This window comes from Cohnella soli, from assembly GCF_042655525.1.
Lineage (GTDB): Bacteria > Bacillota > Bacilli > Paenibacillales > Paenibacillaceae > Cohnella > Cohnella soli.
On record NZ_JBHSMI010000029.1, the window covers coordinates 18,263 to 41,025 of the forward strand.

General features: G+C 54.4%; 17 protein-coding genes. 2 read left to right on the forward strand and 15 right to left on the reverse strand.

Annotated elements, in window-relative coordinates; genetic code table 11:
- Positions 1 to 40: 40 nt before the first annotated feature.
- The 4 genes from addA to ACFPOF_RS20520 all read right to left on the reverse strand — a co-directional run bounded on the left by addA (position 41) and on the right by ACFPOF_RS20520 (position 10,151).
- Entirely contained in the window at positions 41 to 3,946 is a 3,906-nt protein-coding gene (gene addA, locus ACFPOF_RS20505) for a helicase-exonuclease AddAB subunit AddA (protein WP_378136110.1), read from the reverse strand.
- Complete coding sequence (gene addB, locus ACFPOF_RS20510; RefSeq protein ID WP_378136112.1) at positions 3,943 to 7,494, reverse strand: helicase-exonuclease AddAB subunit AddB; 3,552 nt, start codon at positions 7,492 to 7,494, stop codon at positions 3,943 to 3,945. Before addB ends, addA begins: the two co-directional genes overlap by 4 nt.
- 921 nt (positions 7,495 to 8,415) lie before the next feature.
- On the reverse strand, positions 8,416 to 8,637 hold the full coding sequence (locus tag ACFPOF_RS20515) for a hypothetical protein (RefSeq protein ID WP_378136114.1): 222 nt from the start codon (positions 8,635 to 8,637) through the stop codon (positions 8,416 to 8,418).
- Between the two features lie 122 nt (positions 8,638 to 8,759).
- Positions 8,760 to 10,151, reverse strand: coding sequence for a class I SAM-dependent rRNA methyltransferase (locus ACFPOF_RS20520; protein WP_378136116.1), 1,392 nt, complete (start codon positions 10,149 to 10,151; stop codon positions 8,760 to 8,762).
- A gap of 69 nt (positions 10,152 to 10,220) precedes the next feature.
- Between ACFPOF_RS20520 and ACFPOF_RS20525 the strand changes: the two genes are divergently transcribed.
- Positions 10,221 to 11,174 (forward strand): Na/Pi cotransporter family protein, encoded by a 954-nt coding sequence (locus ACFPOF_RS20525; RefSeq protein WP_378136118.1) that lies wholly within the window; start codon positions 10,221 to 10,223, stop codon positions 11,172 to 11,174.
- A 28-nt stretch (positions 11,175 to 11,202) separates the two neighbouring features.
- Here the strand turns inward: ACFPOF_RS20525 and ACFPOF_RS20530 are convergent, their stop codons facing one another.
- The 7 genes from ACFPOF_RS20530 to ACFPOF_RS20560 all read right to left on the reverse strand — a co-directional run bounded on the left by ACFPOF_RS20530 (position 11,203) and on the right by ACFPOF_RS20560 (position 16,343).
- Positions 11,203 to 11,634, reverse strand: coding sequence for an NUDIX hydrolase (locus ACFPOF_RS20530; RefSeq protein WP_378136120.1), 432 nt, complete (start codon positions 11,632 to 11,634; stop codon positions 11,203 to 11,205).
- A 125-nt stretch (positions 11,635 to 11,759) separates the two neighbouring features.
- Complete coding sequence (gene mtaB, locus ACFPOF_RS20535; RefSeq protein WP_378136122.1) at positions 11,760 to 13,130, reverse strand: tRNA (N(6)-L-threonylcarbamoyladenosine(37)-C(2))-methylthiotransferase MtaB; 1,371 nt, start codon at positions 13,128 to 13,130, stop codon at positions 11,760 to 11,762.
- A 3-nt stretch (positions 13,131 to 13,133) separates the two neighbouring features.
- The gene (locus ACFPOF_RS20540; RefSeq protein WP_378136124.1) at positions 13,134 to 13,904 is read right to left on the reverse strand and encodes a 16S rRNA (uracil(1498)-N(3))-methyltransferase; all 771 of its coding nucleotides are present in this window, start codon (positions 13,902 to 13,904) and stop codon (positions 13,134 to 13,136) included.
- Between the two features lie 20 nt (positions 13,905 to 13,924).
- Complete coding sequence (locus tag ACFPOF_RS20545; RefSeq protein WP_378136126.1) at positions 13,925 to 14,599, reverse strand: site-2 protease family protein; 675 nt, start codon at positions 14,597 to 14,599, stop codon at positions 13,925 to 13,927.
- On the reverse strand, positions 14,596 to 15,582 hold the full coding sequence (prmA, locus tag ACFPOF_RS20550) for a 50S ribosomal protein L11 methyltransferase (RefSeq protein ID WP_378136128.1): 987 nt from the start codon (positions 15,580 to 15,582) through the stop codon (positions 14,596 to 14,598). The genes ACFPOF_RS20545 and prmA overlap by 4 nt, the downstream gene beginning before the upstream one ends.
- Positions 15,583 to 15,881: 299 nt before the next feature.
- The gene (locus ACFPOF_RS20555; protein ID WP_378136130.1) at positions 15,882 to 16,181 is read right to left on the reverse strand and encodes a hypothetical protein; all 300 of its coding nucleotides are present in this window, start codon (positions 16,179 to 16,181) and stop codon (positions 15,882 to 15,884) included.
- Between the two features lie 3 nt (positions 16,182 to 16,184).
- Entirely contained in the window at positions 16,185 to 16,343 is a 159-nt protein-coding gene (locus ACFPOF_RS20560) for a YfhD family protein (RefSeq protein ID WP_378136132.1), read from the reverse strand.
- 326 nt (positions 16,344 to 16,669) lie between these two features.
- On the opposite strand from ACFPOF_RS20560, the gene fliB reads away from it, so the two are divergent.
- Positions 16,670 to 17,740 carry a flagellin lysine-N-methylase gene (fliB, locus tag ACFPOF_RS20565; RefSeq protein ID WP_378137077.1) on the forward strand — a complete coding sequence of 357 codons (1,071 nt, stop codon included), beginning with the start codon at positions 16,670 to 16,672 and terminating at the stop codon, positions 17,738 to 17,740.
- 156 nt (positions 17,741 to 17,896) lie between these two features.
- Here fliB and dnaJ read toward each other — a convergent pair whose 3' ends face one another.
- The 4 genes from dnaJ to hrcA form a co-directional block, all read right to left on the reverse strand.
- Positions 17,897 to 19,018, reverse strand: a complete 1,122-nt coding sequence (dnaJ, locus tag ACFPOF_RS20570; RefSeq protein WP_378136134.1) for a molecular chaperone DnaJ — start codon at positions 19,016 to 19,018, stop codon at positions 17,897 to 17,899.
- An 86-nt stretch (positions 19,019 to 19,104) separates the two neighbouring features.
- On the reverse strand, positions 19,105 to 20,952 hold the full coding sequence (dnaK, locus tag ACFPOF_RS20575; protein WP_378136136.1) for a molecular chaperone DnaK: 1,848 nt from the start codon (positions 20,950 to 20,952) through the stop codon (positions 19,105 to 19,107).
- A gap of 26 nt (positions 20,953 to 20,978) precedes the next feature.
- Complete coding sequence (gene grpE, locus ACFPOF_RS20580; RefSeq protein ID WP_378136138.1) at positions 20,979 to 21,572, reverse strand: nucleotide exchange factor GrpE; 594 nt, start codon at positions 21,570 to 21,572, stop codon at positions 20,979 to 20,981.
- A gap of 51 nt (positions 21,573 to 21,623) precedes the next feature.
- On the reverse strand, positions 21,624 to 22,649 hold the full coding sequence (hrcA, locus tag ACFPOF_RS20585) for a heat-inducible transcriptional repressor HrcA (protein WP_378136140.1): 1,026 nt from the start codon (positions 22,647 to 22,649) through the stop codon (positions 21,624 to 21,626).
- Positions 22,650 to 22,763: the final 114 nt, after the last annotated feature.

The following is a 22,763-nucleotide window of genomic DNA, read 5'->3' on the forward strand; positions in this document are numbered from 1 at the left end:
CCCCTGCAATTACGATATCAAAATATGTTCAAAAAACGGATCAAACGAGCCTTACCGCTTGGCCGCCATCGAAAAAGTATACGTAAGCTTCCTTCAGCGGTTTCCCGACGATTCGCTCAACCGCTTCGCCATACTTCTCCACTTGGAAGCGATGCTTTTCCGCCGACTCTTTTGCATCCCGGCCCCAAAGCTCATCGGTCTTGTAATCGACAAGAACAAGTCCGTCTTCCTCGTCGAACAAGCAGTCGATAACCCCTTGAATAATAACCGTTTCGCCGCTATCGGGCGACATGGCTTCCGGATACGCCTCGGCGGCGTCCATCCCGTACGTAAATGGAACTTCCCGCCATACTTTCGCCGAAGCTTTCATTCGCTCGTAAAGCGCAGACCCGCAAAATGTCGCGACTGAAGCAGCATCGATACCTTGACGCTGCTCGGTCGAAAAAATGCGACGCTCCACAAGTCCGTCCAGTAAGCCGGATACGTGTTCCGGGAGAAAATCCGAACCGAGCGGCAAATGCTGCATCGCCAAATGGTAAGCGGTGCCTCGTTCGGCAGGCGTCAATCGTTTCGCCGACATGAAGCGCGGACGCCTCAAGCGGAAAGTGTGGAGCTGGCCGAGCTCGCCGTCGTCCGAAGCGCCTTCTGCGGCCATCCGCTCTTCCCCGGAATCATCGGTTAACGTCTCGAAGACACGTGCCGCCTCGCGATTTTTTAACGCAGTGACCGATGTTTTCGCCCCGACTTGCGTCGCCGACATATTGTCGTACTGCCAGGATAGCGTTGCCGCGATCTGCTTTGCCGCTTCGGCATTGCCCTCTTCGACCGATTCTCCTTTCGTTATGGCGTCCCAACGTTCGAGATCGACCTCCCCGGCGACACGATCAAGAGAAGCCGCGGATCGTGCATATTCGGACGAGCGGACGACTCGGCAACTCCAACGGACAGCGGCATCCACAGCATCGATGGCGAGCATCGCCGCCGGACCGAGCCAATCGAAATATTTGGTTGCCGCCGCGACCGTGTGTGCCGGCAATGCCCCGTCTGCCATCTCGGCGATGCCCAACCATTGCGCCATTTGTTTGTCTGCATCCTTGCTCGTTCCGACGAGGAACAGCTTCTCCTTCGGTCTCGTCAGCGCCACGTAAAGAACACGCATCTCTTCCGCCAACATCTCGGCGGCAAGTTTGCGCCGAATAGCGAGCTGCGGCAACGTCGGATAGGTTACCCGTAAATCTTCTTCCACGACTCTCGGTCCGAAACCGAGCTTTTTATGTTTCAGGAATGCCCCGTTCAAATCTTGCCGGTTGAACTGTCTGCCGAGACCCGCCGCGAACACGACGGGGAACTCCAGTCCTTTGCTGCGGTGGATGGATACGATGCGGACAACGTTCTCGCTTTCCCCGAGCGAACGCGCCGCACCGAGATCCGCTCCTGTATCTTTCATCCGCCCGAGGAATCTTAGAAACCGGAACAAGCCGCGGAATCTGGAGGAACGTTCATACTGTACCGCGCGGTCGACGAGCGCCCTTAAGTTCGCCTGTCGCTGGCTTCCTCCAGGCATGCCCCCGACGAAATCATAATATCCCGTTTCGCGATACAGCATCCAGAGCAAATCGCCTAGCGGCTCCCTTCTGGCATAATCGCGCCAGCTTGCGAGGCGATCGACGAACGCTGAGGCTTTCCCGGCCAGTTCGCTTGACTCGGACGAAGCGGCGGCGTTGAGCGCATCCCAGAATGAGCCGCCGCGTCGAACAAGCCTAACCCGGGCAAGATCTTCCGCGCCGAAGCCTCCGATTGGAGAGCGCAGCACGCCCGCAAGCGGAATATCTTGATGGGGGTTATCGATAATAGACAGCAAAGATAACAATACGTCGACTTCAGTAGCCGCGAAATACCCTGTCGCCAAGTCTGCGTATGCCGGAATTCCCGCCGCCTTCAACTCATCGATAAACGTCGGCGCAAGCGCAGATACCGCCCGCAGCAAAATGACGATGTCCCTATATTGCGCGGGACGATACAACTTCGCTTTGCCGTCGTAAACAGCGAACGGCTGGCCATTTCCATCCGCTCCACTGATTAAATTGCGAATTTCGTCCGCGATGTATCTGGCTTCCAGTTGCGCCACTTCGAGCTCCTCGTTCTCATCCGCCGCTTCCCCGGTCGTCGCCCCGTCTTCGGACTCCGCTTGCTCATCTTTCGCCGGCGCAGCGGCGTCAAGCACAATCATCTCCACAGCGTATGGGTTACTGGAGGAAGTTTCAATGACGCCGGACGGGTGAGCCACCTTTTCGAAAAATTCGGAAGGATACCCCTCTCCATAGATCAGCTCCGCCCTGCCGTCGTAGTCCATCTCGCCGACTGGCTCCTTCATAATTAGCCTGAACACATGATTGACCGCATTGACGATTTCCCTGCGACTCCGAAAGTTTCGAGCGAGATCGATGCGCAAACCGTCGGCATCCGAACCGGTCGGCAAACCCATGGAAGACCCGTCCCCGTTCTCGTCCGTGTACGCTTCGTAACTTTTATATTTGCTTAAGAATAGTCCCGGCTCTGCGAGACGGAAACGGTATATGCTCTGCTTGACGTCGCCAACCATAAATACGTTGCCGGGATCGCGACGCGCGATCAGGGCGACAATCGCTTCCTGCACTTCGTTCGTATCCTGATACTCGTCCAAATAAATTTCCGCGAACCGCTCGCGGTAGTTTAACGCGGCAAGTGACGGCTCGCTCCTCTCAGGAGTAGAGGCCGTATTCCGCAATATGCGCAATGCGTAATGCTCCAAATCTCCGAAATCGAGCAAACCCTTTGCCCTTTTCGCCTGTTCATAGCGTTGTCCGAATGCGATCGCCAGCTCCGCCAACCGCGACATGTCCGGCGCAAGCGAACGAAGTTCGGCCGCATATTGCTCCGGCGAACGAACAAGCCATTCCTCGGACAGCTTTGCAGCCGTTTTCTTCGCATTGTCCCGCATACTTTTGACCTTCTCGATCAGCTCGGGATCGTAAGCATCCCCTTTGCACGGCTTCAGCCTGCCGAACGAAATGCCGGCGACCGCCGATTGCCAGCTTGCCCAATCGCCGTCGGTAAGCGCCGCGGATGCCCGCTCTAACCCGTCGATGTCAGCAAACAGCGTATCGATGTACGGCTCGGGTCCGCCCGGTTCATGAGCGACATGCAGACCCGTCTTTAGCAGGTGGATCGCGCCGTCCAGAAGCAAAGCGGCATCTCGCCGCAAAGTCTCTACCCATAACGAGCGCAGCAGCGTTTCCGCATCTGCATCGGCGAATTGTCCGGCTTGCGTCAGCAGCCAATGCTCGGGCCATGGATGGCTGCCGGCGAACTCATGCAGCTCCAGCACGAGCCGGTGCAGCGGCTCGTCGCTTCTTTCACCGCCGAACCTGTTCGCGAGCGCGGCAAGCGCCCCCTCTTCCCCTTCCTCCGCGTATCGTTCCTCAAACACCTCGTCGAGCGTATCCATTCTTAATAACTCTGCTTCGGTTTCGTTCGCCATGCGGAAACCCGGATCCAGCCCGATCAACGGTGCGTAACATTCGACGACTTCCAGGCAAAAAGAGTGCAGCGTTGTTACGGCCGCCCTAGGCAACAGCGCGATCTGCCTGCGCAAATGCTTCGATTCCGGACGCTGCTCAAGCGCTTCTTCAAGCGCATGACGAATCCGCTCCTTCATCTCCGCTGCCGCAGCTTTCGTAAATGTGGCGACGAGCATCGCATCAACGTCAAGCGGGTTGATCTCATCGGAAATCCGGGTAATCATCCGCTCAACGAGCACTGCGGTCTTACCCGAGCCGGCCGCAGCGGCGACGAGCAAGTGAGAACCGTCCGCTTGGATTGCAGCCCATTGCTCGTTCGTCCAGCGGCTTCCTTCCGGCTTTCCGGGCCAGCCGCCTTGTCGTTCGTTCGCCGTCAAACCGGTCAATCGGTTCCCCTCCCTCGTTCGTTATCTCCAGCGAGCCGTCTCCACAGTTCGTCGCGATCGGCTGATTTCGTTAACGTCTGATAGCCGTTCCCTTCCACTTGGCTGTCGAAATGGCACACCGGACGAAAATCGCAAAAAGTGCAAGGACTTCGTTTATCAAGCCTATAAGGAGCGATCGCGACATCGCCTTCGGTGATCCGTTTGCCGATTCGGCGAATCTGCTTGCGAACGGAGCTCCGCAGCACCGACCACTCGGATGGCGTCGCCACCTGGGAGCGAGCGGAGAACGTCCCGTCTTTCTTGAATTCTACGGGAATGACAGCGGACTTGCCGGAGTCGTGTAACGATTCGTCCATCAGTTTGACGGATTCCCCGTCCGAAAGCAGCAGCCCCTGCATCCGGTATTGGCGCAACAGTGCCTCTTTAGCTTCATCCTTCGGCAACCCATTGGCCGTGTGCAGAAACGGATTGTGCACGTGAAAATACAGCACGCCCGCCGGCTCTGCCGCTCTGCCGAGCCAGTGCGGGGCATGCGTAACGACGACATCCAAATAGGTGAGCATCTGAAGCGACAAGCCATGGGCGACTTCGTCCAGCCTTAGCTTCATCGCGCTTGATTTGTAATCCAGAATACGAAGAAGTAAACCTGCAGAAGAATAGGCCGCGTCTACTCGGTCGATCTTCCCGGCGATATCCATCCAGCGTCCATTGCCAAGCTCCAGAGATAACGGCGGCAGCACCCCTTGCGGCCCGAAATCAAGCTCCAGTCCGACAGGTTTGAAGCTGGACAGCCCGGCATGGCTGCCGAGCACGGCTGAAGCCTGCTTCACGATGTCGCGCAGTTTGCGCGCCATTACTTGATGACGGTGCGTGGACAGCAATATTTGCGATTGCACGCGGGGAAGCAGCTTGTCCACCGCAGCGGCAGCCTCGCTCTGCCATCTGGCGGCGTCGATTCCTGCCGGTCCTTCCGCGAACAATTTCTCTGTCGTCTGGCGGAGCGCCGCGTGAAACAGTTGGCCGATATCGGGCGCATCGACCCGAAACAGCTTCCTCTCCCGCAGCTTTAAACCGTGAGAAGCGAAATGCTGGAACGGGCAGGCGACGAAACGTTCCATACGCGACACGCTTGCCAGCAGCCGATCTCCGTATAGCAGTCGGCTCGTTTCCCCCGAAAGCGGCTTTTCCTCGTTCGAATAATTCAGCGACAACACAAGCGTAGACAGCTTGGATCGCCATTGTTCGCGAGCGGCCAACCAGTTGTACACCGACCACCAGCCTGGCGCCAGTGCCTCTCCTTGCTTCCAGCTTCTTAACCTGGCCAACAAATGCGTCATCGCCCGACCGGGCCTGACAGCGAAACCGACCTGCTCTTGCTCGCTTTGCGATTCCGAAGGCTCCGCAGCCACCGTTCGTAACGGGATGCCGGGAAATCTCTTCCTCAGCTTGCCAATCCATTCCGACGGTAGCAGGCTCTGTCCTTCTTCATTCGCAATCGGATAACTGATCCAAAGATGATCCGATGCGGTCGTCAGCGTCAAATAAGCCAGAAACTGCTCATCGAGCAGTTTGCGACGCGCCCCGGGAGCAAGCTTCATGCCTGAAGCGGCGAGCCGGTCTCGTTCCTCCTCGGCGAGCAAGCCGTTCTCGGGAAAACGCATCGGCAAGACGCCATCGTTCGCTCCTAGCAAATAAACGATTCGCACGCGGTCCGAACGCGTTCTCTCCGGACTGCCGATCAGCACTCCGTCCAGTGATGGCGGTACGGCTCCAAGCTTAAGTTCCTCGAGCCCCGCATCCACCATCCCGGCGAACAGCTCCGCGTCGGCGGCATGATCGCCCATCAACTCGACGAGTTGATCAAGCAACGTCATCGCCGCGTCCCAAAGCGGACGGTGCATCGCCGCTTTGCCTGGTCTGCCTTCCTTAGCATCGGCTTCCGCCCAGCTTTCCAGCATATCGTGCGCGCCTGTCTCATCAAGGAAAAGAAACAGACTCTCGCATTGCTCCGTGACGGATTTTGCCCGGTCCATTCGTTCCTGCAACGCAATCAAAGGACGCAGCAGAGCATCCCGAACTTCAATCAATCGACGAAATTTATCGCCAATCTCATCATCCGTTGCCGCCCCCTCGTCTTCCAGATCCCCTCGGCTCAGCGGCCGCCACGAATGCTCGGACCGCCAGCGCCAACCGTCAATGCCGGCGGCGAGCGCGTAATTTTCCAGACGATCGACTTCGTCTCGGATGACGCGTCTTTCCGGTGTGCCAAGCAGGTCCGTCTTCGCGCAGCGGAACAACGCTTCCGCTTTCCATCCGCCGGTAACGCATTCGAGCGCTGAACGGATAAACTCGACGAACGGGTGATGGGAGACACCCGCTTTGCCATCCAAGTAATAAGGGATGCCATAATCTTCGAACACCGTGGAAAGCAAATCGGCGTAGTCGTCCATTTTCCTGACGAATACCGCCATGTCGCGCCAGCGTCCATTGTGCTCCCGAACGCGCGCAAGCATATCGCGAGCGACCGCTTCCGCTTCCGCTCGGCGGTTCGCAGCTGCGTGCAAGGAAAGGCCAAACCCGGGAGAATCCGGTCTAGTCTTCGCCGTATCGTCCCAACGACGTCGGCTGCTCCAATGGCGCTCCAGATACGCTAACGCTTCATTGCGCGCAAAACGGGGACTGGCTGCATTCGGGTCTGACGAAAGTTCGACGGCAGCCTCTATTCCCGTTCCTGATGCCTCGGCCAACTCACATAGTTGCGCGGACGTCTCCGCGGTCGGATGGAACAATTCCAGCTCGTCCGGCCTCTCTCCCGCACCGTATACGCGATCCAAACAAAGCGCGACGCTCACTCTCGGTGACACGCGCAACAGCGCTTCGACGACGTCGAATTCGCTCGGCGTGAAACCGTGAAATCCGTCCACCCAAATTTCCGCGCCTGCCAAAAACGGCGCCGTTTCCGCCCCTTTAACCAACCAACCGAGCATATCCTCTCCGTCCAGCCAGTGGCCCAATAGCTCCTTCTCCATGTCCGCGTAGACAAGCGACAAGTCGTGCAGCTTGTCCGCAAGCAACGACGCCTGCGGGTCACTCGCGGCTCTGCGCTCCACAGTCGCCGCTTGCCCGGCCAGCTTCTCGCTATCGATGCCGTATCGCTTCATCTCCGTCAACAGCCCGTTAATATTCGTAATCAAGCCGTTCTCGGACTTGCCCCCCCGGTATAAACGCAAGCCGTCCCGGCGCGCTTCCAGCACTTTATGTAGCAGCATCGCTTTACCGTTATCGTGAATCGGCACGACGGCTGCGCCGCCTGTCTCCTGCATGACCCGGAAAGCAAGCCGGCGAAAGCTTAATACTTGCGCTCGCATAAATCCCGTCATCCCGGGCGTCGTCGCCATCGCGTATTCCGTTTGAAAAGTCGCCTGCTCGGGCACGAGCAGCACAAGCGGAGGTCCGAACGGATTTTGCCGAATTTTCTCCCTGATTTCGTTTAACACGAACGTCGTCTTTCCACTGCCCGAACGACCTGTAATCAGCCGAAGCGTCATACGACACACCTCCTTCCGAATCTCGCTATTCCGACACTCTCTCAACTTTTCTATTGTATCATAGGCTCATCCTAAAATCTTAAACGTGCTAACGGTGCCCATACTTAATGCGTCTCACGAAGTTATTCGCGCAAAGATCGCGATGCTAGCCCGAGTTAATGCGTCTTAGAGACTGTCGATTAATTGTTTTGGCAAGGCATTATAAATTCACACACAAAAGTCGACTTGAGAGGAAGATACTCAGAATTAATCGGCAAACTCACAAATCAAACATCTCGCTCCCGGAAGGTGCTTGTTGCTGGCAGTTGCTCGAAAAAGTCGAACATCTCGCTCCCGGAAGTTGCTTGCTGCTGGCAGTTGCTCGAAAAAGTCGAACATCTCGCTCCCGGAAGGTGCTTGTTGCTGGCAGTTGCTCGAAAAAGTCGAACATCTCGCTCCCGGAAGGTGCTTGCTGCTGGCAGTTGCTCGAAAAAGTCGAACATCTCGCTCCCGGAAGGTGCTTGTTGCAGGCAGTTGCTCGAAAAAGTCGAACATCTCGCTCCCGGAAGGTGCTTGCTGCAGGTAGTTGCTCGAAAAAGTCGAACATCTCGCTCCCGGAAGGTGCTTGTTGCTGGCAGTTGTTCGAAAAAGTCGAACATCTCGCTCCAGGAAGGTGCTTGCTGCTGGCAGTTGCTCGATTCTCACGAAGTTATTCGCTAGAAGATCGCGATGCTCGCCCGAGTTAATGCGCCTCACGAAGTTATTCGCTCGAAGAGCGAGATGCTCGCCCCGAAAAGGCGCTGACCCAAAAGTGTTCGCACGGCAAGGGAACATCCTTATTCACACACAAAAGAGCCTCAATTTCCACCAGCACGGGGGACTGAGGCTCTTTTTCTGGGTAGAATTCGGTTCTAGGTGGGACTTAAACAATCACAAATTGACTTACGAAATATTCATATACCACTTCGTGCCATCGTCATATTTAAAAATCGCTGCGTCCGACCATAGCTCGACGTAAGCGACGTGTTTCCAGCGACGCCGGAAATCCAAATCGTCTTTCATCAGCTTCATCCGGTTGTCGAACCGGCTTCTGCTGCTCGGCGCCTTCGCCCGGTTGTCGAGCGGAACCGCTCTTTTGCCGAACAAGATAACCTCGTGCACCATACTGCATCCCTCCCGTATCATCGCCTATGATCTAAAAATAAGCCGAAGGCGTTAAAAATGTTACCGGGACGGGATGAGTTTCTTTGGCCAAACGCTAACATTCTCTTAACGATTTGTCGTCCTTACAGTTCTTTGCGGCTGCGAACTTCGAAAATACCGAATTTCAAGTAGTGGCCTTCCTCCACGCCCGCGAGCATTGGATGATCTTTGCCCGCCCCGCGCCATTCGACGCGGCGGATGATTTTGCCGGCATCTTTCGCAGCTTCCTGGATCGTCTCGAGGAATAGTTCCGGCCGGACATGATAGGAGCAGCTCGCAGTAACGAGAAAGCCGCCCTCGTTCAACAGTTTCATCGCCTGCAGATTAATTTCTTTGTAGCCGCGACTAGCAGCTTCGACCGCTTTCTTCGTCTTGGCGAACGCCGGCGGATCAAGAATAATGACATCCCATGTGCGCCCCTCGGAGACAAGCGGCTTGGACGTATCCACTTTCGCACCCGATGCTTTGGCATTTGCCCTCGTCTGACGTTCATCCCGCCCGGCAACTTGGGAACGTAAATATTCGAACGCATCGGCCGCGACGAACTCTACCCGATCCGTAAAACCGTTGATCTCAACGTTATGGCGAGCCGTCTCCAGCGCATGCTCGGAAATATCGAGACACGTCACCTTTTTCGCCCCGTAATCGCAGGCATGAAGCGTAAAGCTGCCCGTATGGGCGAAACACTCCAGCACAGTTGCCCCATCCCAGAATGGATACGTGACTACGGCTCCGTTCGCATTTACCGGTACTTGCGTCAAGCTTCCGTCCGCCGTTGAACGCTCTTCGAGCTTAATACCGCTGCGCCCTCCCCAGCCTTTGATCAGCGGTGCGATTGATGCGCGGTTTTCCCTCTGGTCGAAGAAGTAGCCGGTCTTCTGGCCGCCTTCAATGTCGACTTGGACTTTAAGTCCGTTCTCTTCAATCTCGATATGCCGCGGACATTCGCCGTACAGAACGCCGGTCCGCTCTTCCAGCCCTTCCAGCACGCGGACGCCGACATCGCTCCGCTCATAGATGCCTTGAGGAGCAAACACATTGATCAAGGCCGCGAGCCAAGCTTCTTTCGCTTTCTCCATGCCCAACGTCAGCACCTGAACAACGAGCACGTCCCCGAACCGGTCAACGACGAGTCCCGGAACGAAGTCCGCTTCCCCGTACACTAACCTGCACGAGACGTTGTCGCCCAGAAAACGATGCCGATGGGCTGCCGCTCGCTCAAAGCGTTTCTGAAAAAAAGCAGTGTCCATGTTTGCCAGCGGCTCGTAAGAGACGAGCCTTACTGTAATCTGTGAAGCCGGATTCCAGTAGCCCGTTCCCAAATACAATCCCCGATGGTCTTTCACTTCGACAAGATCTCCGGGCGTCGCTTCGCCTTCCATCTTCGCAATTTCATTCGCGTATATCCAAGGATGGCCTTCCTCCAAACGAGGCCTTCTCCCTTTATTCAACCACACCGCCGCTTGCATATTCATTCGCCTTCGCTCCTTCACCGTTCATAAACTTGTCCTGCGCTCGCATAGTCATTAGGGGAGGTGCCCTACATGTTCGTTCAATTGTTCGTCCCGTCGTTGCTTGGGTTCGCTTTGCTGCTATCCGGCATGAAAGCGGTCGAATCGTCTCTGCAACGCTGGGCAGGCCGCAAACTCGCCGACTGGATTGCCCGCTCGACCGCCACGCCGCTTCGCGGCTTCGCCGTCGGAACGGCCGCATCCGCGCTCCTGCAAAGCAGCTCGGCCGTCACCGTCCTGACGATCGGATTCGTTAACGCGGGCCTGCTAACGCTGCCCCGAAGCTTCGGCATTATTCTCGGCACAAACGTCGGCACCTGCTTCACGACTGAGCTTATGGGCTTACAGCTGCACCGCTACGGGTTGCCGCTGCTCGCCCTCGGCTTCGCCGGTTGGTTTGCCACTTATTTGCTTAACGAAGGTCGGGACGCTGCCCGCGCCCCTCGACTCGCGTTTTCCTTGCGTTATATATCCGTCGCCCTGTGCGGGTTCGCGTTGCTGCTGATCGGATTTAAGCTGCTTCAAGGCATCGGTCCGGCCATGGAACACAGCGGCGCGTTCGACTGGCTTATGCGCCGCACGAACGACGCCTGGATATGGGGACTGCTCGGAGGGGCGGCACTGACTGCGCTCGTTCATTCGAGCGCCGCCGTCATCGCCATGAGCATGGGTCTCGCAGCTACCGGTGCACTGAGCCCGGAAGCCGGCATCGCCATCGTCCTAGGCGCGAACGTCGGCACTTGTTTCACCGGTCTCGTCGCTTCGTTCGGCGGGGGCAGAGGCGGACGTTTCGTCGCCCTCTCGCAGCTTGCGTTGAACGTCGGTGGCGCACTGCTGTTTTTCCCGCTCATCGGAGCGCTACATACAGCCGCGGCCTGGATCGCACCGTCCGATCCTTCCGCGCAGATCGCCCATGCTCAAACGATATTTAACGTCGCCTGTTCCTTTATCGCGCTTCCGATCGCTTATTTACCCAAGTTCCGGTAAAGAGGTTGTTCAATAAGCCCACGGAACTTTATTCGAAATCCAGCCCGAGCTTCTCAAACGCCAGGCGAACGACCTCGTCGTTGTTATCGTAACCGGAATCCCGTTGTAACTGCCACGCCTCGGAAGGTTCGTACCATTCAACGCCAGCGATTTCCTCGATCTGTGCTTTTAGAGGACCCGCTTCAGCTTCGACCAAATAATAATGTACTTCCTTGCGGACCGGGCCAAGCTCCTTATGCTCGTACACGTAGGAGATTTGTTGAAGCGGCACCACGATGCGCCCCGCTATGCCCGTCTCCTCGTCGATTTCCCGAAGCGCAGTTTGTTCGATCGTCTCGCCCGGCTCCATTTTCCCTTTTGCCAGCGTCATCCTGCCGAACCTGTCCTGAATAAGCTGAATTTCCGTTCGGCCCTCTTTAACCCGATATACAACTCCGCCCGCCGATATTTCCCGATGCATCTTCCGTTTCCCCTTTCGACTGCCTATGTCGATTGTCTAATTGCCTATGTATAGGAAAAAGACTTCGCCCCGGAGGCGCGGAACATTCCCGCGATCCCCCGGCGGTGAAATCTTAGCCTTTGCCACTATGCTTGCATCGCCACCTGATGTGATACTTCGGCCCCGCCACGTGTGTCTACAGCCAGCACCTCTAGCAACTCGCCCTTACATTCGTTCACGCCGGACTCCGTCACCTTCACGCGGCATAACGCGCCGATCAAGGAAGGCTCTCCGCGGAATACGACTTGAATGTAATTGTCAGAGTAACCCGACAGCAGCCCTTCGCCTTCCGCCCCCTTCGCTTCGCGCTCCGGAATAATGTCAAGATCGCGCCCGACCCACTCGCGGCCATACGCCGCCTGCATCCGCTCGGACAATTCGATCAACTTGTGCACGCGTTCATGCTTCAGCTCTTCGTCGATTTGCTCGTCCATGCGCGCCGCAGGCGTCCCCGTCCGCTTGGAATAAGGGAAGACGTGCATTTCCGCGAATTTCATCTCTTCCATGAATTTGTAGCCGTTCTCGAACTGCTCCTCCGTCTCGCCGGGGAAGCCGACGATAACGTCCGTCGTAATCGCGACGCCCGGCATCGCTTCATGAAGCAGTCGAATTTTCTCCGCAAATTCGGCTGTCGTATATTTGCGGCGCATCCGCTTCAGAATGGCATCGTCGCCCGCTTGAAGCGGAATGTGCAGATGACGGCACATTTTCGGCGAGCTGTTAAGAATGGAAATCATTTTCTCGTCGATCTGGCTCGCTTCGATCGAACTGATCCGAATGCGTTCAAGACCATCGATCTTATCGAGATCGGCGAGTAGGTCAGCCAACCTGTAATTTTCGAGATCGTCTCCATAGCCGCCCGTATGAATGCCCGTCAGCACGATTTCCTTGTAGCCGGACGCCACAAGCTGCCTCGCCTGATTCAGCACGCTTTCCGGCTTACGGCTGCGAGACAGTCCGCGCGACCACGGAATGATGCAAAATGTGCAGAAGTTGTTGCAGCCTTCTTGAATTTTCAGAAACGCACGCGTCCGCTCGGAGAAATCCGGAACGTCCAGTTCCTCGAACTCGCGAGTCTTCATAATGTTGCGGACCGCATTAATCGGTTTACGCTCGGCCTGAATGTCGTTCACGAACGACATGAGTTTCTCCCGATCCTGCGTGCCGACAACGAGGTCGACGCCCGGAATCGCCATAATTTCCGCAGGGGAAGTTTGCGCGTAACAGCCCGTCACCGCGATGACGGCGTCCGGATTTCGGCGCACCGCTCTGCGGATAATTTGGCGGCTCTTCTTGTCGCCCGTATTCGTAACCGTACATGTGTTAATCAAATACACGTCGGCTTTCTGCTCGAAGTCGACCTGCTCGTAACCTTCGTTCTTAAATAACTGCCAGATCGCTTCCGTATCGTAGAAGTTGACTTTGCAACCCAGTGTATAAAATGCCACGTTCGGCATAATCTAGTTTCCTCCCAACTCTCCGGACTCGTAAGCAAGACAAGCGAGCGCATACAGCGCCGCCGTCTCCGTCCGCAATATTCTCGCGCCGAGGCCGATCGGAATCGCGCCGACCGCAACCGCTTCCTCGGCTTCCTTAGGGTCGAATCCGCCTTCAGGCCCGACGACAACCATAATGCGCGGTGCTTCCGATTGCGAATAGGCCGCCTTAAACTTCTCAAGCGTAGCCTTTAACCCGCCTCCGGAACGGCCTTCTTCCTCGTAGCAGAACAGCACGAGATCTTGTTCCCCGGCCACCTGCAGCAAAGACTTCCACGAAACAACGGAGTCGACGCGCGGCACGACGCTGCGATGGCTTTGTTCCGCCGCTTCCTTCGCAATTTTGCGCCATCTGTCGACCCGTTTCGCTTCCTTGCGCTCGTCGTACTGGACGACCGTCCTCTTCGACAGGAACGGGACGAACGCGATCGAGCCCGCTTCGGTTCCCTTCTGAATGACCGTCTCCAGCTTGTCTCCTTTCGGAAGGCTCTGCGCAACGGTCACTCGCCAAGCCATCTCCGCGTTCGACGCCAGTCGCTCGATAATGTCCGCCTGAACGAGCTCCTTGTCTATTGAAGTGATCTTGGCAAGAACGTCTCGCCCCGTTCCGTCGCAAGCGATAAAACAATCTCCCGGCTTCGATCTCATGACGGCAGCCGCATGCCTGGCGTCATCGCCCTCAAGCGTGACGGTAAGCTCCCCCATCTGCGCCTCCGGTACAAAATAACGCTGCATTTCCGTAAAGCCTCCCGTCGTTAACTGATGTAAAAGATGCTTCCGCCGAACAAGGCGTCAAGCAGCCGTATCATATTTTCGATAATCGGATTCGACAGATCCAGCAAAGGGCCGATCGTCCATCTGCGCAGTTGCGGGATAAAGATAATGAGCAAGAAAATAAACGTCGTCCATTGCGAATATTCCATAATTTTAATCCGCCAGCGGACCGGCAGAAATTCTTCGACAATCCGATAGCCGTCAAGAGGCGGAATCGGGATTAAATTAAATAAGAACAAAGTAAGGTTGATCGTAATCCAATATCCGGTGAAAATCACCATCTGGTTCGACAAGCTGCTGATGATGTTCATCGCGTGCAGCGCATCCAGTACAAACAACATCAGAAAAGCGAGCAATACATTGCTGATCGGCCCGGCGGCGGACACGGCAATGCTCATCCATCGCGGATTTTTGAACCGGCTGCGACGAACCGGCACCGGCTTCGCCCAACCGAAGCCGCCGATGAGCAGGAACAGCATCCCGATCCAATCAAGGTGGGCCATCGGATTCAGCGTAACCCGACCTTCTCTGTAGGCCGTGTCGTCGCCGAATTTCCACGCCGTCCAGGCATGCGCGAATTCGTGAACGCTGAACGCGACAAGCATCGTCAAAATGATAACCGGCAGATGTTCGAACGGAAACCAGAAAAAGTTCATTCACTGTCCCCCTTAGGCTTGCCGGCCACGAAGGCGATCCACTCTTCCTGACGCAGCACTTCGATGATTTCGAAACCTGCGGCGAGCAGACCCGCTTCTACGATCAGCTCTTTGTTTTTGTAAATCCCCGACGTGATATAGATGCCGCCCGGCTTCAGCACTTCCATGACGTCACCGATGAACAACAGAATGATCTCAGCAAGAATGTTGGCGACGACGATGTCGACCGACGGCTTAACTCCGGAATCCGGACGTTCATCCCCTTCGGTCAGAATGCCAAGCAGATCGCTCACTTTCGTCTCGACTTCGTCCGCATAACCGTTCAGCGCGATATTCTCGCCCGCCACTTTGACGGCTACCGGATCGAGATCAAGCGCAAGCACTTTTGAAGCGCCAAGCTTCATCGCTCCGATCGCAAGCACGCCCGAGCCGGTGCCAACGTCGATCACCGTTTCTCCGCCATCAATGGCGCGATCTAGCGCCTTTAAGCAAAGTGCTGTCGTCGGATGCGTTCCCGTGCCGAATGCCATGCCCGGATCGATCTCAATGATGAGCTCGCCTTCCCGGATCGGCTCGTAATCTTCCCATGTCGGCTTGATCGTGAGCCGTTCCGTAATCGGCACCGGCTTGAAGTATTGCTTCCAGGCATCCGCCCAGTCATCTTCGTGCACGCTGCCGATGTCAATCGTAAATTCGCCGGCGTCGAACCCGTATTCCGGCAAGCCGTTCAGCAGATCCTTTAATTGCTCCGCAATCGGCTCCATTTGCGTATCTTCCGAGAAATACGCCTTAAACACGGCATATCCCGGCCTAATATCGTTAGTCGGCGTATCGTGCAACTCGCCGTAAAGGTTATCGCGCGGTTTATCCGCCGACCACGCTTCCTCGATCGTTACGCCTCCTGCTCCAAGCTCCGTTAAATAGTGCGTTACCATCTCCTGGGACGTCTCCGTCGCAAGAACGGTTAATTCATGCCAGCGCAACCGTTTTTCCTCCCCTGATGCTTCCATACCTGTAATGTTCCCATTATACAGGATGCCGGGTGAAAATAAAAAGCACCGCGCTGCTAGGGCGTATCTGTAAACCCGCTCAGGGGCATCTTTCACCGCCTTTTCGCCCCCTGCTTCGTCACTTTTGCTTGACGTACCTCCGGTACGCCTTCACAAAAGTTCCTTGCATGGAACGAAAATTCGGCAAAATCTGCTGCCCTCGGAGTTTACAGACACGCCCTGGCGCGATGCTGGTCGTTCAAGATTTACTGCGACGTACACGCACGGTTTCCTCAGAGGAGGCGTCCGCCGGCCTGCTCGATGACGGCTCTCGCCTGCTCCGCAGCGGCACCCGGCACGCTAGCCGACAGCGTGAATTCGATCGCATTGGGAGCAAATCCCGCAGCGGTCAAACCGATCTCTTCGGAGAATTCCGTGCCAGCATCCGTCATGTCTCCCGCAGCTCCTATAGCATCGGGAACGGAAGTGCGGGATAACCGGAACCGGTCGCCACGGAGTGCTCCGAGCTTGCGTATGGCCGCTTCAGCTTGATCCTGCGTTTCGAACCCGGCGTGCAGCGGTTGCATGTCCACCGGTTATTCCCCCTCGTACGCTTCAGCGCGACGATCCGCTTCCGCCGCTCGTGCTGCCGCTGTCTTGTCGTTCGAATCCGCCAATTCCTCGCTGAATTCGACATCCTCCGCCGATGCAGTCGGCAACTGCTCTTGCTCATTTTGCTTGTTTAGATCAGCCATTGTCATTCCTCCGTTCTCTCGCCGTTTCGGACTGTTCCGGCATTCCACTAGCGTTCTCTCCTCCCTGTCCGCTTATTCACGCGAGATTTTGTGATATGAGGTTAATCAGACGCAAGGTGAGGTCTATCATGGTAAATTAGTGTAGTACTATGCTCAACCTTACGTTTTGTGTTGTTTGTGGATGCAAAAGAAGGAGGAAATCTAATGTTCACTCTCGAACAAGAAATCAAGGATATTGAGAAAGCCATCGACGCGCCCCTTGAGTTCGAAGATTTGAACAATAGATAGGATTATCTAATTGTATAGGAGGATTAGAAAAATTGTCAGTGAACGTGTTGCTACCAGAATATTATGATCATTTTAAGTGTATTGGGGAAGATTGCGAAGATACATGTTGTGCAGGATGGAACATTTCAATAGATACAGAAACCAAGAAAAAATACAAAAGTGTTCCGACTAATGTAATCGATCTTCAATCGGGGATTGTAAAAGACAGCTTTAAACAACATGAAGGTGTATGTCATTTCCTACACAACAATCTGTGTCGCATTCAGTTGACGCTCGGTGAATCCTATTTATCAAATACATGTAGTACATTTCCACGTCAATATAAACAAGTAGACGATATTTTAGAACTCTCTGCAAGTCCAGCGTGTCCAGAAATTGCAAGACTTGCTTTGATGAATCGGGATGGAATTTCATTTCAAACCGACACAAGAGATGTTATTGCTATGGGGAAAATGAAATTGAATGCGACAGATGAGTTTTATACATTGCGTGCTTTAACAATTGGTGTCCTGCAAGATCGTCGTTACTCTATTTCGGATAGACTCATTATTTTAACAATGTATTTTACACAAAAAGAAGTTTATTCAGGTGATGAACAGCAATTTTTGAATAATGATTTCTCGGATGTTTTAAAGAAAATTCGACCAGAATCGGAAAATCAGTTCAAGTTGATTTCTGAATTGATTCACTTTTTGCGTGACGAAAAAAAAGATCGGATTCGATATAAAGAGTGCTACGATGAAATGTCCACTTATTTGAATGGTTCATTTTCGAATTATGAACAGGCGTATCATGATTTTTATAAGCCGTTTATGGAAGAAAATGAATTTATTCTCGAAAATTATTTAGTTAATTACGCTTTTCGGAATTTAGACTATAAGAGCCTCGATCAGTTCTATCTTATGTGCGTTTACTTTGCGGTAATTAAGTATCACTTAATTGGACTTGCTGGCTCTCGTAAGGGATTAGATACTGATTTGGTCATCAAACAAATTCAATCATTTGTGAAACGATTTGAGCATCATCCAGCAACATATACAGTAATCAAGCACTTGCATAAGAAAGAATTTGCCTCATTAAGAGGTTTTGTTTTGATTTTGAAAAATTAATTTTAGCATGTGTTCAAAGAAGGATTAACAGATGATGTCAGCAATGACGTAGTAAGGATTCATGCTCTTTCCACAATTTCATAACGGCAACAGCAAAACCGCCCGGCATCTGTCTGCCGAGCGGTTCGGTTTATTCAAACGATACGGATGCGGAGATTAGTCGCCGAGAATCGCTCTTTTCATTCGTTCGAAAATCGATTGGCTCTGCTCGTGCGTCGATTCGCCGCTTTTGGCAGCAAACTCGCGAAGCAGTTCACGCTGATCATCGCTCAGGTGCGTCGGCGTAACAACCGTCACCTTCACGAGTTGGTCGCCTTGGCCGTAACCGCGCAATCTCGGCACGCCTTTTCCTTTAAGGGAGAAATATTTGCCGGTTTGCGTGCCAGCCGGAATTTTCAGCTTCACCTTCTCGGTCAGCGTCGGAATTTCGATTTCGTCTCCAAGCGCGGCCTGCGTGAACGTGAGCGGAATTTCACAAAGAATATTGTCGCCTTCACGATCAAAGAAGTCATGCGATTTCACGCGAAGTACGATATATAAGTCCCCGGACGGTCCACCGCGAACGCCGCCTTCCCCTTCGCCGCTCACGCGGAGCTGCGCGCCGTCGTCGACGCCGGCCGGAATTTTGACGTGGATTTTGCGTTGCTTTTTCACTTGGCCGCTGCCCGCGCATGTGCCGCAGCGTTCCTTAATAATTTTTCCTTTGCCTCCGCAAGTCGAACATGCGCGACGATTGACAATACGGCCGAATGGCGTGTTTTGCGCGACTTCCTGCTGTCCCGTACCGCGGCAAGTCGAACACGTATCCGGCTTCGTGCCGGGTTTCGCGCCGTTTCCATGACAGGTATCGCACGTCTCCGTCCGCGGAATCGTAATATCGGTTTCTTTGCCGAATACCGCTTCCTTGAACTCGATCGTCATCGTATACTGCAGATCGTTGCCTCGCTGAGGGGCATTCGGGTCCCTACGCCCGCCTCCGCCGCCGAAGAACATATCGAAAATGTCGCCGAAACCGCCGCCGAAATCCGCCCCTCCGGCTCCGCCAAAACCTGCATTTGGATCTTGATGGCCGAATTGGTCGTATCGCGCACGTTGTTGGTCATCGCTGAGAACGTCATACGCTTCCTTGACTTCCTTAAACTTCACTTCGGCATCTGCAGCCTTGTTTACGTCTGGATGGTATTGCCGGGCCAGCTTCCGGTAGGCTTTCTTAATGTCGTCCGCGGAGGCGTTCTTCTGTAGCTCCAGCACTTCGTAATAATCTCTTTTGTCCGCCAATTCCCCACCTCCTCATGAATGAAAGTCAAAGCATTGCCGCAGGGCGCGACAATCGCTTTGACTTTCGGATTTATCCGTACGTTGGCTTAGTTCTTTTTGTCTTCGTCCACGACTTCGTATTCCGCGTCAACAACGTTGTCGTCTTTCGGAGCCGCACCAGTGCCTGATGCGTCAGCGCCAGGAGCGCCTTGTTGCGCTTGCGCCGCTTGCTCGTACAGCTTCACGGACAATTGCTGAACGATTTCCGTCAGTTCTTCCGTCGCTTTCGTGATGCTCTCGAAGTTATCGGAAGCAACCGCTGCGGTCAGCTTTTCTTTCGCTGCGTTCGCTTTGTCGATCTCGCCAGCGTCGACTTTGTCGCCAAGGTCTTTGATCGTTTTGTCGACTTGGTAGATCAGTTGATCCGCACCGTTCTTCGCTTCAACGAGTTCGCGGCGGGCTTTATCTTCTTCCGCGTGCAGTTCGGCTTCGCGTTGCATACGCTCGACTTCTTCTTTGCTCAAGCCGCCGGACGAAGTGATCGTAATTTTTTGGCTTTTGCCCGTACCTTTGTCAAGCGCGGACACGTTTACGATGCCGTTGGCGTCGATATCGAACGTCACTTCGATTTGCGGTACGCCGCGAGGCGCCGCCGGAATGTCGCTCAGAATGAAGCGGCCTAGCGTTTTGTTATCTTTCGCCATTGCGCGCTCGCCTTGCAGAACGTGGATTTCAACCTGCGTCTGCATATCCGCATACGTAGAGTACACTTGGGATTTGCTTGTCGGAATCGTCGTATTGCGATCGATCATCTTCGTCAGAACTCCGCCAGCGGTTTCGATACCGAGGGAAAGCGGCGTAACGTCGAGAAGAACGACGTCTTTCACTTCGCCTGTCAGGACGCCTGCTTGCACGGCAGCGCCAAGCGCAACGACTTCGTCAGGGTTAACGCCTTTGTGCGGCTCTTTGCCAGTCAGTTTCTTGATTGCTTCTACGACGGCAGGGATACGCGTTGAACCGCCGACGAGGACTACTTTATCGATCTCAGCGGAAGAAAGGCCGGAATCGGCCAAAGCTTGACGCGTAGGGCCCATCGTGCGCTCGACAAGACTTGCCGTCAATTCGTCGAATTTCGAACGGCTCAAGTTCAGCTCCAAGTGCTGAGGTACGCCGTCGACAACCGTAATAAACGGCAAGGAAATCGTGGTGGAGACGACGCCGGACAGTTCTTTTTTCGCTTTCTCCGCCGCGTCTTTCAGACGTTGCACAGCCGCTTTGTCTTTCAACAAGTCGATGCCGTGATCTTTTTTGAATTCGCCTGCGAGCCATTCCATAACGACTTGGTCGAAATCGTCGCCGCCAAGGTGGTTATCGCCGCTCGTCGCTTTAACTTCGAAGAAGCCATCGCCAAGCTCCAAAATACTAACGTCGAACGTACCGCCGCCAAGGTCAAAAACGAGAATCGTTTGGTCTTCTTGTTTCTCGAAGCCGTATGCGAGAGCTGCCGCCGTCGGTTCGTTGACGATACGGAGCACTTCGAGACCGGCGATGCTGCCCGCGTCTTTCGTCGCTTGACGCTGGCTATCGTTAAAGTATGCAGGAACCGTAATAACGGCTTGCGTTACCGGCTGGCCCAAATACGCCTCTGCATCTGCTTTCAGCTTCTGAAGGATAATCGCGGAAATTTCCGGAGCGGAGTACGCTTTGTCGTCGATCGTTTCCTTGTGGCTTGTGCCCATGTGGCGTTTGATCGAAATAACCGTACGGTCCGGATTCGTAATGGCTTGGCGTTTCGCCGTTTCGCCGACAACGCGCTCGCCGTCCTTCTTAAAGCCGACGACCGAAGGGGTCGTGCGGTTACCTTCCGCGTTCGGGATTACGACGGCTTCTCCGCCTTCCATTACCGCTACGCAAGAATTTGTTGTTCCAAGGTCAATACCAATGACTTTACTCATAAATGTGTGCCTCCTTATATAACTGCTTAACCGCTGACTTTAACCATTGCAGGGCGAATGACTTTGTCTTTCAGCCAGTAGCCTGTTTGAACGGCTTCGACAACGATGCCTTCTTCGTACTCTTCGCTTTCCACTTGCATAATTGCCTGATGGTGTTCAGGGTCGAACGGCTGTCCTACCGCGTCCATCTCCTTCAGCCCTTCGGCTTCCAACACCTGGAACAATTGACGGTAGATCATATCGACGCCTTTAGCGAAAGAACCGGTATCCGCAGCCTCAGCTCCGGTCTGCAGCGCGCGCTGGAAGTTGTCCAGCACTGGCAGCATTTGAGTAATGAGCTTAAGCGACGCGTATTGCGACAGCTCTTCTTTTTCCTTTAATGTACGCCGACGGAAATTGTCAAAGTCGGCCTGGCCCCGCAAATAACGGCTATGATAATCATCCGCTTGACGTTGAAGCTCGGCGATTTGCGCGGCCGCGTCGGCTGGCGCTTGCTCGATCTGCTCCGCGTCCTCGGCTGCTGTTGCTTCGTTTACCTCGGAACCCGCTTCGTTCGGCTCCAATTTTTCCTCGTGCTGCTCTTCCATGTTTGCTTGCTCCTTCGTCTCTTTCGAGCTCATGTCGGATTCACCTCCTTACCGTGCCACCCGTGAACGGGCGCTATACCCTTCTTACTTATGCCATCGGGACATCATAACCGCGATATCCTGGGACAAAAAGTTCAACAAACCGATTACTTTGCCATACTCCATCCTCGTCGGTCCAAGAATGCCAATCGTGCCGATGGACTGTCCTTCGTGTGTATACGTGGCAGTAATTAAGCTGCACTGGTTAACCGCTTCGAGCCCATTTTCCGTACCGATCTTCACTTGAATACCGCCAGGACTTTGCCCGAAAAGCTGTAGCAGCAACTGCGTTTCTTCGAGCATGCCAAGTATTGTCTTTGCCTTGTCGACGTCTTTGAATTCGGGCTGGGTCAACATGTTGGAAGCCCCGCTCAAGTACACCTTCGGTTCGTGTTCCTCGGTAATCGTCTGTTCTAGCATCCCGATAATACTCTCGACCTGTTCCGCATGGCGAGTAAGCTCCTTGGCGACTTCGCTGTGCAGCACAGACTTCACCTTGTAGAACGGCACGCCTACCAACTTGTCGTTCAACAAGTTCACGATGTTCCTTAAATCGTCCACATCGATGCCTTCCGGTATGGAGATCGTCCGGTGCTCGACATGGCCGGTATTCGCAACGATAATCGCCACGGCAGACGTATCATTGATAGGCAGCAGTTGGAAATGTTTCAGCGTCGTGCTGAACATCTCCGGACCAAGCACGATAGACGTGTAATTCGTCAACTGGGACAAGATCGTCGCCGCGTGTTCGATAACGCCTTCCCAGTGATTCATCTTCTCCGCAAAAAAAGTGCGAAGTTTCTTAGCATCCTGCGCGCCGACGCCGTCCAGCGTAACAAGGTGATCCACATAATAACGGTAGCCTTTAATAGAAGGGACACGACCGGCGGACGTATGCGGCTGCTCAAGCAAGCCAAGCTCCTCGAGATCCGCCATTTCATTGCGGATGGTCGCCGGACTGAAAGTTACATCGCCGCGTTTCGAAATACTGCGAGACCCGACAGGTTCGGCGGAACGGATATAGTCGTCTATGATTGCATTTAATATCATGCGTTGCCGTTCGCTCAGCATTCGATTCCCTCCTTATTTGTACATGCCGTTATGACGCTTAGTTCTCGTTGTCGTTAGCACTCATAAACGTCGAGTGCTAACGGTTAATACAAAAATACCAAATCGAGCACGGGG